This window comes from Cellulosimicrobium cellulans (assembly GCF_042723955.1).
GTDB classification, from domain to species: domain Bacteria; phylum Actinomycetota; class Actinomycetes; order Actinomycetales; family Cellulomonadaceae; genus Cellulosimicrobium; species Cellulosimicrobium cellulans_H.
The window spans coordinates 29,732-44,508 of the sequence record NZ_JBHXIC010000003.1 but is presented as its reverse complement, the minus strand read 5'-3'; the positions used below and the strand labels follow the sequence as shown (position 1 = coordinate 44,508).

18 protein-coding genes are annotated in these 14,777 nt (G+C 72.8%); 2 read left to right on the top strand and 16 right to left on the bottom strand.

Annotated elements, in window-relative coordinates; genetic code table 11:
* Positions 1-50: 50 nt before the first annotated feature.
* The 5 genes from rpsI to ACFWH7_RS01620 all read right to left on the bottom strand — a co-directional run bounded on the left by rpsI (position 51) and on the right by ACFWH7_RS01620 (position 4,568).
* Entirely contained in the window at positions 51-539 is a 489-nt protein-coding gene (gene rpsI / locus ACFWH7_RS01640; protein WP_378214697.1) for a 30S ribosomal protein S9, read from the bottom strand.
* A 45-nt stretch (positions 540-584) separates the two neighbouring features.
* Positions 585-1,028, bottom strand: coding sequence for a 50S ribosomal protein L13 (gene rplM, locus ACFWH7_RS01635; protein ID WP_047234564.1), 444 nt, complete (start codon positions 1,026-1,028; stop codon positions 585-587).
* A gap of 170 nt (positions 1,029-1,198) precedes the next feature.
* Positions 1,199-2,155 (bottom strand): oxygen-dependent tRNA uridine(34) hydroxylase TrhO, encoded by a 957-nt coding sequence (gene trhO / locus ACFWH7_RS01630; RefSeq protein WP_378214696.1) that lies wholly within the window; start codon positions 2,153-2,155, stop codon positions 1,199-1,201.
* Between the two features lie 45 nt (positions 2,156-2,200).
* Positions 2,201-3,895, bottom strand: coding sequence for an ABC-F family ATP-binding cassette domain-containing protein (locus tag ACFWH7_RS01625; protein WP_378214695.1), 1,695 nt, complete (start codon positions 3,893-3,895; stop codon positions 2,201-2,203).
* Positions 3,896-4,004: 109 nt separating this feature from the next.
* Positions 4,005-4,568, bottom strand: a complete 564-nt coding sequence (locus tag ACFWH7_RS01620) for a DUF937 domain-containing protein (RefSeq protein ID WP_378214694.1) — start codon at positions 4,566-4,568, stop codon at positions 4,005-4,007.
* A 183-nt stretch (positions 4,569-4,751) separates the two neighbouring features.
* On the opposite strand from ACFWH7_RS01620, the gene ACFWH7_RS01615 reads away from it, so the two are divergent.
* Positions 4,752-5,153: a DUF5709 domain-containing protein gene (locus ACFWH7_RS01615; protein WP_378214693.1), complete on the top strand. Its 402-nt coding sequence runs from the start codon at positions 4,752-4,754 to the stop codon at positions 5,151-5,153.
* Between the two features lie 25 nt (positions 5,154-5,178).
* On the opposite strand, the gene truA is transcribed toward ACFWH7_RS01615, so the two are convergent.
* A complete protein-coding gene (gene truA, locus ACFWH7_RS01610) occupies positions 5,179-6,057 on the bottom strand; it encodes a tRNA pseudouridine(38-40) synthase TruA (RefSeq protein ID WP_378214754.1) in 879 nt (292 codons plus the stop codon).
* A gap of 172 nt (positions 6,058-6,229) precedes the next feature.
* Here truA and ACFWH7_RS01605 point away from each other — a divergent pair, with 172 nt between their 5' ends.
* Positions 6,230-7,000 carry an ROK family protein gene (locus ACFWH7_RS01605; protein ID WP_378214692.1) on the top strand — a complete coding sequence of 257 codons (771 nt, stop codon included), beginning with the start codon at positions 6,230-6,232 and terminating at the stop codon, positions 6,998-7,000.
* Between the two features lie 5 nt (positions 7,001-7,005).
* Here the strand turns inward: ACFWH7_RS01605 and ACFWH7_RS01600 are convergent, their stop codons facing one another.
* The 10 genes from ACFWH7_RS01600 to secY all read right to left on the bottom strand — a co-directional run bounded on the left by ACFWH7_RS01600 (position 7,006) and on the right by secY (position 14,557).
* A complete protein-coding gene (locus tag ACFWH7_RS01600; protein ID WP_378214691.1) occupies positions 7,006-7,830 on the bottom strand; it encodes an alpha/beta fold hydrolase in 825 nt (274 codons plus the stop codon).
* Between the two features lie 229 nt (positions 7,831-8,059).
* A complete protein-coding gene (gene rplQ, locus ACFWH7_RS01595) occupies positions 8,060-8,623 on the bottom strand; it encodes a 50S ribosomal protein L17 (protein WP_141388482.1) in 564 nt (187 codons plus the stop codon).
* Positions 8,624-8,697: 74 nt separating this feature from the next.
* The gene (locus tag ACFWH7_RS01590) at positions 8,698-9,717 is read right to left on the bottom strand and encodes a DNA-directed RNA polymerase subunit alpha (RefSeq protein WP_021479760.1); all 1,020 of its coding nucleotides are present in this window, start codon (positions 9,715-9,717) and stop codon (positions 8,698-8,700) included.
* Between the two features lie 217 nt (positions 9,718-9,934).
* A complete protein-coding gene (gene rpsK, locus ACFWH7_RS01585) occupies positions 9,935-10,339 on the bottom strand; it encodes a 30S ribosomal protein S11 (protein ID WP_021479759.1) in 405 nt (134 codons plus the stop codon).
* A gap of 113 nt (positions 10,340-10,452) precedes the next feature.
* The gene (rpsM, locus tag ACFWH7_RS01580; protein WP_021479758.1) at positions 10,453-10,827 is read right to left on the bottom strand and encodes a 30S ribosomal protein S13; all 375 of its coding nucleotides are present in this window, start codon (positions 10,825-10,827) and stop codon (positions 10,453-10,455) included.
* Between the two features lie 237 nt (positions 10,828-11,064).
* Positions 11,065-11,178 (bottom strand): 50S ribosomal protein L36, encoded by a 114-nt coding sequence (gene rpmJ / locus ACFWH7_RS01575; protein WP_003956441.1) that lies wholly within the window; start codon positions 11,176-11,178, stop codon positions 11,065-11,067.
* A 95-nt stretch (positions 11,179-11,273) separates the two neighbouring features.
* Positions 11,274-11,495 (bottom strand): translation initiation factor IF-1, encoded by a 222-nt coding sequence (gene infA / locus ACFWH7_RS01570; protein ID WP_012867920.1) that lies wholly within the window; start codon positions 11,493-11,495, stop codon positions 11,274-11,276.
* A gap of 278 nt (positions 11,496-11,773) precedes the next feature.
* Entirely contained in the window at positions 11,774-12,610 is an 837-nt protein-coding gene (gene map, locus ACFWH7_RS01565; RefSeq protein WP_378214690.1) for a type I methionyl aminopeptidase, read from the bottom strand.
* A 40-nt stretch (positions 12,611-12,650) separates the two neighbouring features.
* The gene (locus ACFWH7_RS01560) at positions 12,651-13,262 is read right to left on the bottom strand and encodes an adenylate kinase (RefSeq protein ID WP_378214689.1); all 612 of its coding nucleotides are present in this window, start codon (positions 13,260-13,262) and stop codon (positions 12,651-12,653) included.
* Complete coding sequence (gene secY, locus ACFWH7_RS01555; protein ID WP_047233820.1) at positions 13,259-14,557, bottom strand: preprotein translocase subunit SecY; 1,299 nt, start codon at positions 14,555-14,557, stop codon at positions 13,259-13,261. Before secY ends, ACFWH7_RS01560 begins: the two co-directional genes overlap by 4 nt.
* Positions 14,558-14,777 lie beyond the last annotated feature (220 nt).

The window sequence follows — 14,777 nt, the reverse complement described above, 5'->3', positions numbered from 1 at the left end:
CGCCGCGGTCGCCGCCCCCCCCCCCCGCCCCCACGAGCGCACAGCGCGGATCAGCGCTTGGAGTACTGCGGTGCCTTACGAGCCTTCTTGAGACCGGCCTTCTTGCGCTCGACGACGCGGGCGTCGCGAGTGAGGAAGCCGGCCTTCTTCAGCGCGGGGCGGTTGTGCTCGGCGTCGATCGCGTTGAGCGCACGCGCGATGCCGAGGCGCAGCGCACCGGCCTGGCCGGAGGTGCCGCCGCCGCTGATGCGGGCGACGACGTCGAAGCGGCCCTCGACGTCGACCAGCTTCAGCGGGGAGTTCACGAGCTGCTGGTGAACCTTGTTCGGGAAGTAGTCCTCGAGCGAGCGCCCGTTGATCTTCCACTGCCCGGTCCCGGGGACGAGGCGCACGCGCGCCACGGCCTCCTTGCGGCGGCCCAGGGCCTGGCCGGGGGCGGTGATGCTCTGGCCGCGGCCCGTGGGGGCGGCGGACTCAGAGGTGTAGGTGCTGGGCGTCTCGTCGCCCAGGGTGTCGGTCTCGACGGTGGTCTCGGCCACGGGTGGTGTCCTCGCGTCTCTCTGTGCGCTACGCCTGGGGGGCGATTACTGCGCGACCTGGGTGATCTCGAACGGCTTCGGCTGCTGCGCGGCGTGCGGGTGCTCGGCACCCGCGTAGACCTTGAGCTTGCCGAACTGGGCGCGACCGAGGGTGGTCTTGGGGAGCATGCCGCGCACGGCCCGCTCCACAGCACGCTCGGGGTGCTTGTCGAGCAGGTCGCCATAGGCGACGGCACGCAGACCACCCGGGTACCCGGAGTGGTTGTAGGCCATCTTCTGCTCGCGCTTGTTGCCGCTCAGGGCGACCTTGCCGGCGTTGATGACGATGACGAAGTCACCGCCGTCGACGTGCGGAGCGAAGGTCGGCTTGTGCTTGCCGCGCAGCAGGGTGGCCACGTGGGTGGCCAGGCGGCCCAGGACGACGTCGGTCGCGTCGATGACGTACCAGTCGCGCTGGACGTCGCCGGGCTTCGGGGTGTACGTACGCACGGTCGTAGCCTTCGTTTCTGTCTCAGAATGTCTTCTTCGGCCGCTGAAGCGTGCGGCCGAGAGGGCAGGTCGTTGCGCGGCGGGCTCGTTCGACACCCGCTCCTTGGCCGGCAGCGAGTGGGCGCGCTAGCGACACGGGCGTCGTGAGATGAGCACAACGACTCACCAGACTACCCGCGAGGCACGGCACCGGTCAAAGCGGCAGGGCTGGTGGGCAGGCCGGCGGGCAGGCCGGTGGCCGGGCGCTCGCCCACGCACGTCGCGCACCGCGTCGACCGTGCGACGTGCACGCAGCCCGGGCAGTACAGGCGCAGCGTCCGACAGCTCGGGTCGGCGCAGTTCTCGTACTTCGCCGTGGCCGCCCCGCACCCCGTGCACGCGCCGAGCGGCGTCGACCCCGGGCCGAGGTCGACGTGCATGCGCTCGTCGAACACGTAGAGCGAGCCCTCCCACAGCCCCTGCGACCCGAACGCCTCGCCGTACCGCACGACACCGCCGTCGAGCTGGTACACCTCCTCGAAGCCGCGGGCGGTCAGGAGCGCGGACAGCACCTCGCACCGCACGCCGCCGGTGCAGTACGTGACGACCGGCCGCTGCTTGAGGTCGTCGTAGCGGCCCGAGTCGATCTCGGCGACGAAGTCGCGCGTCGTGGCGACGTCCGGCACGACCGCCCCACGGAACCGCCCGATCTCCGCCTCGAACGCGTTCCGGCCGTCGAACATCACGACGTCGTCGCCCCGCTCGGCCACGAGGTCGTGCAGGGCCTGCGGGCTCAGCCGCGTGCCGCCTCCCACGACGCCGCTCTCGTCGACCACGACCTCGTCGGGGACGCCGAACGCCACGAGCTCGGGACGCACCTTCACGGACAGGCGCGGGAAGTCTCGACCCGTGCCGTCGGACCACTTGACGTCGATGCCCTCGAAGCCGGGGTACTGCCGGGTCGTCTTCACGTACTGCTTGAGGTCCTCGACCGTCCCGCCCAGCGTCGCGTTGATCCCGTGCTCCGCGACGATCACGCGCCCCGTGAGGTTCCACCGCTCCCCCAGCGCCCGCTGCCAGAGCTGCACCGCGCGCGGGTCGGGCAGCGGCGTGAAGGCGTAGAAGAGCACGATCTTGTGGACGGCCATGCCCACCAGGATAGGGACGGCGGTGACCGCCCGGCCACGCGGCGGCTAGCGGGCCCGCTGCACGCGCTCGACGTCCCAGACCGGCTCCGACGCCTCGACGACCTCGCCGTCGCCGCGGAACACCAGGTAGCGGTCGAACCCCCGCGCGAACCACCGGTCGTGCGTCACGGCGAGCACCGTGCCCTGGAACGACGCGAGGCCGGCCTCGAGGGCCTCGGCCGAGTGCAGGTCGAGGTTGTCCGTCGGCTCGTCGAGCAGCAGGAGGGTCGCGCCGTCGAGCTCGAGCAGGAGGATCTGGAACCGCGCCTGCTGCCCGCCCGAGAGGGTCTCGAAGCGCTGCTCCGCCTGGCCGACGAGCTCGTAGCGGTCGAGCGCGCGGCTCGCGCCCTCGCGGCCCATGCCCGCCCGGTGCCCGTCGCCGCGGTGGAGGATCTCCAGGAGCGTCCTCCCGCGCAGCTCCGGGTGGTCGTGGTTCTGGGCGAACCAGCCCGGCCGCACGCGCGAGCCGAGCACCGCGCGACCCGTGTGCGCCACGGGCTCGGGCCGGACGCCGTCGGACGTCGCGGGGTCGGGCACCACCCCGGGCTCGGGGTCGCTCCCGCCCGCGGCGAGGAGCCGCAGGAAGTGCGACTTGCCCGACCCGTTGGAGCCCAGCACCGCGACGCGCTCGCCGAAGAACACCTCGAGGTCGAACGGCTTCATGAGCCCCGTGAGCTCGAGCGACCGGCACGTCACGGCACGCTTCGCCGTGCGCCCGCCCGCGAGACGCACGGTGACGCGCTGCTCGCGCGCGAGCACCTCCGGGGGGCCCGCCTCCTCGAACTTGCGCAGGCGCGTCTTCGCCGCCTGGTACCGGCTCGCGAGCCCGTCGTTGTAGGCGGCCTTGGTCTTGAGCGTCTGCACGAGCTCGCGCAGCTTGGCGTGCTCCTCGTCCCAGCGCCGCGCGAGCTCCGCCAGGCGCTCGCGCCGGTCCGCGCGCGCCTGCGCGTAGGTCGCGAACCCGCCGCCGTGCACCCAGACCGTCCCGCCGCCGGGCGTCGGCTCGAGCGTCGCGACCTGCGTCGCCGTTCGGGACAGCAGCTCGCGGTCGTGCGAGACGTAGAGGACCGTCTTGGGCGACGCGACCAGCCGCTCCTCGAGCCAGCGCTTGGTCGGCACGTCGAGATGGTTGTCCGGCTCGTCGAGCAGCAGGACCTCCTCGGGCCCGCGGAGCAGCGCCGTGAGCGCCAGGCGCTTCTGCTCGCCCCCGGACAGCGTGCGCACGTCGCGCCACTGCGCCTTCTCGAACGGGACGGAGAGCACCTCGTCGGTCACCTCGTCCCACGCCGCCTCGGCGTCGTAGCCCCCGACGTCGGCCCAGTCCACGAGCGCCTGGGCGTACCGGAGCTGGGCGGGCTCGTCGTCGACCGTCATGATGTCGTGCTCGGCCGCGGCGAGCTCGAGCGCCGCCTCCTTGACCGTGGCCGGCGCGAGCTCGACGAGCAGGTCGCGCACCGTGCGGTCGTCGTCGATGCGCCCCACGTCCTGCCGCATGACGCCGAGGCCGCCGCTGCGCACGACCGCCCCGCCGTGCGGCGCGACGTCGCCCGTGACGATGCGCAGCAGCGTCGACTTGCCGACGCCGTTCGGCCCGACGAGCGCGACGCGCGCGCCGTCCGCGACACGCAGGCTCACGCCGTCGAGGAGCGTGCGCCCGTCGGGCAGGTGATACGTGACGTCGCTGAGGTCGAGGTGTCCCACGAGGCCATCGTCCCCCGGCGCTACCCGCCGGGTCACGCGGATTCCGCGCGCCCCCGACCGCTGCGGCGTGGACCTGCCCCGAGCGGGACGCCCCTCGCCGGCCCCGGGCTCAGCGCCGGCCGCCGCCGAGGAGGCCGCCCAGGCCGCCCAGGAGGTCCCCGAGGCCACCGCCGGAGCCACCCGAGCCGCCGCCCAGAAGACCGCCGAGCAGGTCGCCCAGGCCGCCGCCGCCCGCGCTCTCCTGCGCCGTCGGGGAGGACCCCGCGCCGGCGTCCTTGCCCCCGAGCTGCTTCGCGAGGAACGCCAGCGCGATCGGGGCGAGCGCGGGCAGCACCTTCGACAGCAGCCCCTGCTGCGTGCCCGTCGAGTCCGCGAGCTGCGCGACGACGGCCTCCTCGTTCGACCCGAACACGTGGCGGACGATCTTCTCGCCGTCGGCGGTGTCCACGTCGTCGAGGTCGACCCCGCCCTCGACGAGCGACGGGTCGTGCTGCGTGAGGGCCTCGCCGAGCGACGCCGCGCCCGCAGGGTCCTGCGCGTTCGCCTGGAGCCCGCCCAGCAGGGCGGGGAGCGCCGCGCCCACGGCCTGCTGCGCCGTCGCCTCGTCGACGCCGAGCCGACCGGCGAGCTGGTCGAGCGGGATGGTGGACAGGATGTCGTCGATGCCGGCCATGGTGGTCCTCGGTTCTCGGGGTCGTTCTCGCGCTGAGGCGGCCTCGGAGCAGCCGCCGCGAGGACGGCCTCGGCCACCGGGCCACGGCGGCCGCGACCCGTCCCACGGTATCGCCGGCGACACGTCGGTGCAGGTCGGGGCGCAGATGCTGCGTCCGACCGCACGAGGTGCCACTGTGGACGCATGAGCGAAGACACCACCGGCACCAGCCCGGACCCGGAGACCGGCGCCGAGGGCGACAACGACCAGCTCCAGGCCGAGGACACGCTGCTCGACCGCGGCGTCGACGACGTCCTCGACGAGGGCTACTCCCCGCCCGACCGCCCGCGGAAGAACCACTTCGGCGAGACGCCGTGGGAGGAGGTGCACGGCGAGACGCTCGACCAGCGCCTCTCCGAGGAGGAGCCCGAGGAGTGGGACCGAGACCCGCTCGAGCGACCCGACGACACCCGCTCGGGCCGCCTCGTCGCGGACCCCGACGCCCTCGACGGGCGCCAGAACGACACCTACGCCGAGGACGAGGGCATCTCCGGGGGCGCCGCGGGCGCCGAGGAGGCCGCCGTGCACGTCGTCGAGGAGCCCTGAGGACGAGCGCCCGCCCGCGGCCGGCTCAGGCCGGTCCGCGGGGCGGCCCGTCCTCCCAGACGTCCTCCTCGTTGCGCACGGCACGGATGCGGTCCGCGCGGGCCGCGAGCTCGGCGTCGGGCGGGTAGGTGACCTCCTCGAGCACGAGCCCGTGCGCGGGGACGACGCCCGCCCCCGCGTCCCGGCGCCGGCTCGCGAGGAGCTGCGCCGGCCACTCGGTCGTGCGCCGCCCCTCCCCGACGGCGAGCGACGCGCCGACGAGCGCGCGCACCATGTTGTGGCAGAACGCGTCCGCGCGGACGTGCGCGACCACGAGGCCCGCGTCGGGCCCGTCCGCGGGACGCGACCACGACAGGTGCTGGAGCTCCCGGATCGTCGTGGCCCCGGGCCGGGGCTTGCAGAACGCGGCGAAGTCGCGCACCCCGAGCAGCGGCCGGACCGCGGCATCCATCGCGGCGACGTCGAGCGGGCGCCGGTTCCACAGGACCCACGCCCGCCGTAGCGGGTCGCGCTGCACCGGGTCGTCCGCGACCCGGTACGTGTACGCGCGGTGGAGGGCCGAGAAGCGCGCGTCGAACCCGACGGGTGCCGGCGCCGCGCGGTGCACGACGACGTCCCCCGGGAGCACCCCGCCGAGCCGGGCGACGAGCGCGTCGCCCGGCGTGCGGTCCGAGCGCCCGGGCAGGGCCTCCCACTGGTCCCGCGTGAGGTCGACGTGCGCGACCTGGCCGCGCGCGTGCACCCCCGCGTCGGTGCGACCCGCGACGGTCAGGCGGGGCGCAGGGCCGCGCAGCAGCGTCGCCAGACCGTCCTCGATCGCGCCCTGGACGGTCCGCAGCGCGGGCTGGCGGGCCCAGCCGGCGAAGTCCGTCCCCTGGTAGGCGAGGTCGAGGCGGACCCGCACGACGTCGTCGGGCGGGTCCTGCCGCGCGCTCGGCCCGGGGCCGGCGACCGCGCCCGGCGCGCCGGGGGCGGGGTCGTCGGGGCGTGCGTCGGGGGCAGGGGCGTCGCTCACGGGAGTTCACCGTAGTCGCCCGGCCGTGCGGTGCGCGCGGCGTCTGCCTACGCTGCCGCTCATGACCGGCGACCGCGCTGACGTCCGCACCCTCGCCGTCGACTGCGGCGGGGGCGGGATCAAGGCGAACGTGCTCGACGCGTCGGGCACCGCGCACGCCACCGCCGTCCGCGTCCCGACGCCCTACCCGCTGCCGCCCGGGCTGCTCGTCGAGACGATCGCCGAGATCGCGGCCACGCTGCCCCCCGCCGACCGGGTCACCGTCGGCATGCCCGGCATGGTGCGGCGCGGCGTCGTCGTGCACACGCCGCACTACGTCACCCGCAGCGGCCCCCGCTCGCGGGTGGACCCGGCCCTCGTCGAGGCCTGGACGAGCTTCGACGTCCAGGCCGCGGTGGCCACGCGCCTCGGCGTGCCCGCCCTCGTGCTCAACGACGCCGAGGTGCACGGTGCCGGCGTCGTCGCGGCGTCCGGGCTGGAGCTCGTGCTGACGCTCGGGACGGGGCTGGGATCGGCGCTGTTCCACGGCGGACGGCTCGCGCCGCACCTCGAGTGGTCACGCGCGCCGGTGCGCCGCGGCACGACCTACGACGAGTACGTCGGCGAGCCCGAGCGGCGTCGGCTCGGCAACGGGCTGTGGTCGCGGCGTGTCCTCGCGGTCGTCGAGGGCCTGCGGCCCGTCTTCTGGTGGGACCGACTGTACCTGGGCGGTGGGAACTCGCGCCAGATCACCCCGAGCGTCCTCGACCGCCTCGGCGACGACGTCGTCGTCGTGCCCAACTCGGCAGCACTCGTCGGTGGGGCGCGCGCCTGGGACCTGCCGCCCGCCTGACCGCCTCAGCGCGCGACGGTGCGGCGCGGCCCGGTGCCCGGACGCGCCACCCCGTCCGTGCCGGACGGTCCGACCGTCGCGACGGCCCGGTGGGCGTCGAGCAGGACCCGGTTGAACGCGACCGGTGCGTCGAGGCTCACGAGGTGCCGGGCGCCCGGGACGACGACGAGCCGCGCGGGCGCTCCCCCGCGCCGGGCCGCCTCCACGAAGCCGCGCTCGCCGAACCGGAAGTGGTCCCACCGGCCGTTGACCAGCCACACGGGCGAGCCGGAGGCGGCGAGGGCCGCCACGGGGTCGACCGCCTCGACCTCGCGCAGGATCGCGCTCATCACGTCGAGCGCGAACCCGCCGGCCGCGAGGTCGGCCGCGCCCTGCGGCGTCAGCGCGCGGTCGACGAGCGCCTGGTTGAGCCCTGCTCCGCCGTCGGGCAGCCGCTCGATGCCGCGCGCGACGAGGAGCCAGCCCCCGCGCAGGCGCGTGGCAGGCGGGGTCGAGCACGCGGCGGCCACGAGGCCGACGACGCGCTCGGGGTGCCGAGCTCGCGTCTCGATCGCGACGTAGCCGCCGAGCGACAGGCCGACGACGAGCGCGCGGCCGCCCACGTCGTCGATCCCGGACGCGACGGCCTCCACGGCACCGTCCAGGGTGAACGCCTCGCCTCTCCGCGCCCCGTGCCCCGGCAGGTCCACGGCGAGCGCGTCCACCCCCGCACGACGCAGGGCCGCGAGCTGGTCACGCCACATCGACCGCGACGTGCGCGAGCCGTGCACGAGGACGACGGGCGGCCACGCCGCCCGCCCCGTACCGGCGGTGGTGTCATCAGGAGGCACGCGTCGACCCTAGGTCGCGGCGCGGCCGTGCGCTCGACCGGGGGCCCGCCGTCGGGCAGACCGCGCCTCGGACGACACCACCCCGCTCGGTGTCGGGGACGTCGCGGACCCCGCGAGGCGCAGACCACGGGACCGCGCGGACCCGGGGACGGCGCAGGGCCCGGGACCATACGGTCCCGGGCCCTGCGGCGTGGGGTCGCGGAGGACCCCGAGAGTCGATCGAGGAGGCTCAGGCCTCCTTCTTCTCCTCGGCGGCGTCCTCGACGGGCGCGTCCTGGACGTCCTCGACGGGAGCGTCCTCGACGGCGGCGGGAGCGTCCTCGACGGGCGCGTCCTCGACCTTGTCGGCCTTCTTGGCCGGCTTGTCCGCCTTCTTCTTGCTCGCCTTCTCGGCGGCCTTCTCCGCCTCGCGGACGACGGCCTGCTTGGGGCTGACGGGCTCGGTCACGAGCTCGATCACGGCGAGGGGCGCGTTGTCGCCCTTGCGCGTGCCGACCTTCGTGATGCGCGTGTAGCCACCCTCACGCTCCGCCATCTGCGGGGCGATCTCGGTGAACAGCGTGTGCACCACGGACTTGTCGCGGACGACGCGCAGGACGCGACGGCGCGCGTGCAGGTCGCCGCGCTTCGCGAACGTGATGAGGCGCTCGGCCACCGGGCGCAGGCGCTTCGCCTTGGTCTCGGTGGTCGTGATGCGGCCGTGCTCGAACAGCTGGGTGGACAGGTTCGCGAGCATCAGGCGCTCGTGAGCCGGTCCGCTGCCGAGCCGGGCGCCCTTGGCGGGGGTAGGCATGGGATGTGCTCCTTGGGAAGTGTTCGCGCCGCAGGTACCGACCCGGACGCGCTGAGGTGTCTAGAGCCGCAGGCTCAGTACTGCTGCTCGGTGTCCGAGAACGTCGCCTCGTCGTCGTCGCCGTCGTAGTACGCGGCGGCCGACGGGTCGAAGTCGAGCGGCGAGTCCTTGAGGGACAGGCCGAGCTCGGCGAGCTTCTCCTTCACCTCGTTGATGGACTTCGCACCGAAGTTGCGGATGTCCAGCAGGTCCGCCTCGCTGCGTGCGACGAGCTCGCCCACCTGGTGGATGCCCTCGCGCTTGAGGCAGTTGTACGAGCGGATCGTGAGGTTGAGCTCCTCGATCGGCAGCGCCAGGTCCGCGGCGAGAGCCGCGTCCGTCGGCGACGGGCCGATCTCGATGCCCTCGGCCTCGACGTTGAGCTCACGGGCCAGGCCGAAGAGCTCCACCAGCGTCTTGCCCGCCGACGCGAGCGCGTCGCGCGGCGAGATCGCCGGCTTCGTCTCGACGTCCACGACCAGCTTGTCGAAGTCCGTGCGCTGCTCGACACGCGTCGCCTCGACCTTGTAGGTCACCTTGAGGACCGGCGAGTAGATCGAGTCGACCGGGATGCGCCCGATCTCGGCGTCGAACGACTTGTTCTGCGAGGCCGAGACGTACCCACGGCCGCGCTCGACGGTCAGCTCGATCTCGAGCTTGCCCTTGTCGTTGAGCGTGGCGATGTGCAGCTCGGGGTTGTGGACCTCCACACCCGCCGGCGGGACGATGTCCGCCGCGGTGACCGCACCAGCACCCTGCTTGCGCAGGTACATCACGACGGGCTCGTCGTTCTCCGAGGAGACGACGAGGTTCTTGATGTTGAGGATGACCTCGGTCACGTCCTCCTTCACACCCGGCACGGTGGTGAACTCGTGGAGCACACCGTCGATGCGGATGGAGGTGACCGCCGCGCCCGGGATGGACGACAGCAGCGTGCGACGCAGCGAGTTGCCGAGCGTGTAGCCGAAGCCGGGCTCCAGCGGCTCGATGGAGAAGCGCGAACGGTTCTCCGAGATGACCTCTTCGGTCAAGGTGGGGCGCTGTGCGATCAGCACTGGTGGTTTCCTTTCGGTGAGCGTCCGCCATATGACGCTGCACGGTTCAAGGCGAGGTGCGTGCCTGCGGCACGCGGCCCCGGCCGGGACTCTGTCCACCCGGCCGGGAAGGGTGCGTCGACCCCGTCAGGAGGCGGCTGCCCCGTGACGGGCGCCGCCGACGGGCTCGGCCGGTCGATGACCGGGCGGCCCGTCGACGGCACGCCGACGACGAGGGTCAGACGCGACGACGCTTGGGCGGGCGGCACCCGTTGTGCGCCTGCGGCGTCACGTCCTGGATCGAGCCGACCTCGAGGCCGGCCGACTGCAGCGAGCGGATCGCGGTCTCACGACCGGAGCCCGGGCCCTTGACGAAGACGTCGACCTTCTTCATGCCGTGCTCCTGCGCCTTGCGGGCAGCGGCCTCGGCCGCGAGGCCGGCGGCGAAGGGGGTCGACTTGCGGGAGCCCTTGAAGCCGACGTCGCCGCCGGAGGCCCACGCGATCACGGCGCCCGAGGGGTCCGTGATCGACACGATCGTGTTGTTGAACGTGCTCTTGATGTGCGCCTGGCCGGCGGGGACGTTCTTCTTGTCCTTGCGGCGAGGCTTGCGCCCAGCGGCGGCGCGAGTCTTGGGAGGCATCTTTCGTTTCTCTCCTGGTCTGAGGTGGTCTGACCGCGGGGATCTCCGACCGGGACGACGTGGACCGTACGGCCGACGTCAGCACCCGAGCGGGGCCCGCCCTGCGGACTGGCTCAGCGGGCCTTCTTCTTGCCGGCCACGGTGCGCTTGGGTCCCTTGCGCGTACGCGCGTTGGTCTTGGTGCGCTGGCCGCGCACGGGCAGGCCGCGGCGGTGACGCAGGCCCTGGTAGGTGCCGATCTCGACCTTGCGGCGGATGTCGGCGGCCACCTCACGACGGAGGTCACCCTCGAGCTTGTAGTTGCCCTCGAGGTAGTCGCGGAGCGCGACGAGCTCGGCGTCGCCGAGGTCCTTCACGCGCGCGTCCGGGCTGATGCCGGTCGCGGCCAGCGTCTGCTGGGCGCGGGTACGGCCGACGCCGTAGATGTAGGTGAGCGCGACCTCGAGCCGCTTGTCGCGGGGGAGGTCGACGCCGATGAGACGTGCCATGTGCCTTTCGGCTCCTCGTGCTTCGTCGGAGGTCTGTCGCACCGCCCTCCCACGGGGAGCTCCGTGGGCCCCGGCCTCCGAGCCGGGGGTTCCCCTGCCTGTGGCGCTCTCCTCCCGGACTCGCGTCCGGGGTGCCAAGCAGGTTCGTGGTGGTGCGCTGGTGGCCGGCCGTCGTCGTGACGGGCGGCCTGGTGATCACGGCCCCGAGGGACCGTCAACCGTGGCGCAGGCGCGGGCTCAGCCCTGGCGCTGCTTGTGCCGCAGGTTGTCGCAGATCACCATGACGCGACCGTGCCGGCGGATCACCTTGCACTTGTCGCAGATCTTCTTGACGCTGGGCTTGACCTTCATCTTCGTTCCCTCAGTGGTGCCCCGCTCCGGGCGCGACCGACGAGCGGTCCCGGGATCCGGGTGGCGAGGCGGGTGAGTGGGTGGACGCGTGGCGACTACTTGTAGCGGTAGACGATCCGGCCGCGGGACAGGTCGTACGGGCTCAGCTCGACCACGACCCGGTCCTCGGGGAGGATCCGGATGTAGTGCTGGCGCATCTTGCCCGAGATGTGCGCGAGAACCTTGTGACCGTTGGCCAGCTCCACGCGGAACATCGCGTTCGGCAGGGCCTCGACCACGCTGCCCTCGATCTCGATGACACCGTCCTTCTTTGCCATGTCCTCCGCTAACTCTCGTCTGAACTGCTGGTACTCCCGCGCACGCCCGACCCGCGGGCCGTCCGTTCGTGGGAGGTGCGTGGAGCCGCGTGCGGGGGTCGGTCGCCCGGGTCCCGAGGGACGGGGGCCGGTTGAACGACGTGCACGGACTACACCCGACGGACCATCCTACGGCATCCGACAAGAGTCGCGAAACCGTGGCGTGCGTCGGGAACCGTGCGACGCGTCACTCCCCCGCCGGACGCAAGACGGACCGACGCGTCGGGCGAACCGAGAGCTCAGGCAGCGAGCGGTGCGACACGGACGCCGAGCTCCGCGAGCTCGGCCGCCCCGCCGTCGGGTGCGGTGAGGACCCAGATCCCCTCGTCGAGGATCGCGACGCTGTGCTCCCAGTGCGCGGCACGGGCGCCGTCGTCGGTCACGACCGTCCAGTCGTCCTCGCAGACCTCGGTGAACCGGTCGCCGAGCGTCAGCATCGGCTCGATCGCGAGGCACATGCCCGGGCGCAGCCGCGGGCCCTTCTCGCGGGTGCGGTAGTTCGGGACGTCGGGCGGCTGGTGCATCGCGGAGCCGATCCCGTGACCCACGTACTCCTCGACGATCCCGTAGGAGACGCCGTCGGTCTCCCCCGAGACCCGGACCGAGTCCTCGATCGCGGCACCCACGCCGCCGAGCCGCTCGCTCGTCGCGAGCGCGGCGATGCCCGCCCACATCGCACGCCGCGTGGCCTCCACGAGGGCCTCGTCGCGCGGCTCGCCCTCGCCGAGGACGAACGAGACGGCCGAGTCGCCGTGCCAGCCGTCGACGATCGCCCCGCAGTCGACCGAGACGATGTCGCCCGTGCGCAGCTCGCGCGGACCGGGGATGCCGTGCACGACCTCGTCGTTCACCGACACGCACAGCGACGCCGGGTAGCCCTCGTAGCCGAGGAACGACGGCGTCGCGCCGGCGTCCGCGATCACCGCCGCGGCGAGCGCGTCCAGGTCGGACGTCGTCATGCCCGGACGGACCGTCTCGCGGACCGTCTCGAGCGCTCGCGCGACCACGAGGCCGGCACTGCGCATGGACCGGACCTGGTCGTGCGTCTTGTACTCGATGCGCTCGCGACCGAACACCCTGCTGCTCCCCAGAACCTGACGGACGAACGACCGGCGCTCAGCCGACGAGCGCGGTCAGCGCCGAGACGATGCGCCCGGTGATCTCGTCGACGTCGCCGATGCCGTCGACGCGGACGAGCAGGCCGCGCTCGTCGTACGCCGACGTGAGCGGCGCCGTCTGCTCGGCGTAGATGTCGAGGCGGCGCGCGATGGCCTCCTCGGTGTCGTCCTCGCGGCCCTCGATCTCCGCGCGCTTCGCCAGGCGAGCGAGAAGCTCGTCGCGGTCCGCCGTGAGCTCCACGACGCCGTCCAGGGCGACGCCCAGGTCCGCGAGGATCGTGTCGAGCTCGACGACCTGGGCGGCGTTGCGCGGATAGCCGTCGAGGATGAACCCCTGCGCCGCGTCGTCCTGGGCGAGGCGGTCGCGCACCATCGCGTTCGTCACCGAGTCGGGGACCAGGTCACCCTTCGCGGTGTACTCCTGCGCGAGCCGGCCGAGCTCCGTGCCGCCCTTGATGTTCGCCCGGAAGATGTCTCCGGTCGAGATCGCGGGGATGGCGAGCTGCTCGGCGAGCCGGGCGGCCTGCGTCCCCTTGCCCGCGCCCTGCGGGCCCATGATGACGAGGCGCGCGGGACGCGAGGTGGACTGGCCGTCGGTGGCGTTGCTCAACGGAGGAACCCTTCGTAGTGGCGCTGCTGCAGCTGGGAGTTGATCTGCTTGACCGTCTCCAGGCCGACGCCGACGACGATGATGATCGAGGAGCCACCGAACGGGATGTTCGTGCTCACGCCGAGCCCGATGAGGACCAGCGTCGGCAGCAGGGCGACGAGCGCGAGGTAGATGGAGCCCGCGGACGTGATGCGGGTGATGACGTAGTCCAGGTACTCGGCGGTCGGCCGGCCGGCACGGATGCCGGGGATGAAGCCGCCGTACTTCTTCATGTTGTCCGCGACCTCGTCCGGGTTGAACGTGATCGACGTGTAGAAGAAGCAGAAGAACAGGATCATCAGCACGTAGAGCACGATGTGCAGCGGCGCGGCCGGGTCGGCGAGGTTCGTGCTGACCCAGATCACCCAGTCGGCGCTCTGGTCGCCGAACTGTGCGATGAGGCCCGGGACCGCGAGCAGCGAGGCCGCGAAGATCACCGGGATGACGCCGGCCATGTTGATCTTGATCGGGATGTAGGTGCTCGAGCCGCCGTACATGCGGCGCCCGACCATGCGCTTGGCGTACTGGACCGGCACGCGGCGCTGCGACTGCTCGACGAACACGACCAGGCCGATGACGACCACGATGACCGCGATCATGATGATGAAGTTCGTCGCGCCGTTCGCACCACCGGCGATCGACCACAGCGCGGTCGGGAAGCTCGCGGCGATCGACGTGAAGATGAGGAGCGACATGCCGTTGCCGACGCCGCGCTCGGTGATGAGCTCGCCGAGCCACATGATGAGGCCGGTGCCTGCGGTCATGGTGATGACCATGAGCGCCATCGTCACGAAGCTGCCGTCGGGGATGACGTCCACCGAGCAGCCCTGGAAGAGCAGGCCGTTGCGTGCCGTCGTGATGACGGTCGTCGACTGGAGGATGGCGAGCGCGATCGTCAGGTAGCGCGTGTACTGCGTCAGCTTCGCCTGGCCCGACTGGCCCTCCTTGTGGAGGGCCTCGAAGCGAGGGATCACGACGCGCAGCAGCTGGACGATGATGCTCGCGGTGATGTACGGCATGATGCCGAGCGCGAAGATCGACAGCTGGAGCAGTGCGCCGCCGCTGAAGAGGTTGACGAGGCCGAGCAGGTCGTTGCCGTCGGCGGTCTCCGCGATGCACTGCTGCACGTTGGGGTAGTCCACACCCGGCGTGGGGATGAACGACCCCACCCGGAAGATCGCCATGATCGCGATCGTGAACAGCAGCTTGCGCCGCAGGTCGGGCGTCCGGAAAGCCCGGGCGAATGCGCTGAGCACCTATCCTCCTGGCCCGCCGAGGCGGGATGTCGTGTCGCCGGGAGGCCCGGCGAGGTGTGACGCACGGCACCGGCGCCAAGAGGCACCCTAGCCGTAGCGCCGCGTCGAACGGCAAGTCGGTCCCGACGAGCGGACGGACCGACCGCGGACCTGCGAGTGACGGCGGTCACCCCGGGGTGCGGGGAGACAACCGTCGGAGAGTCTAACCGTGGTGCGCTGC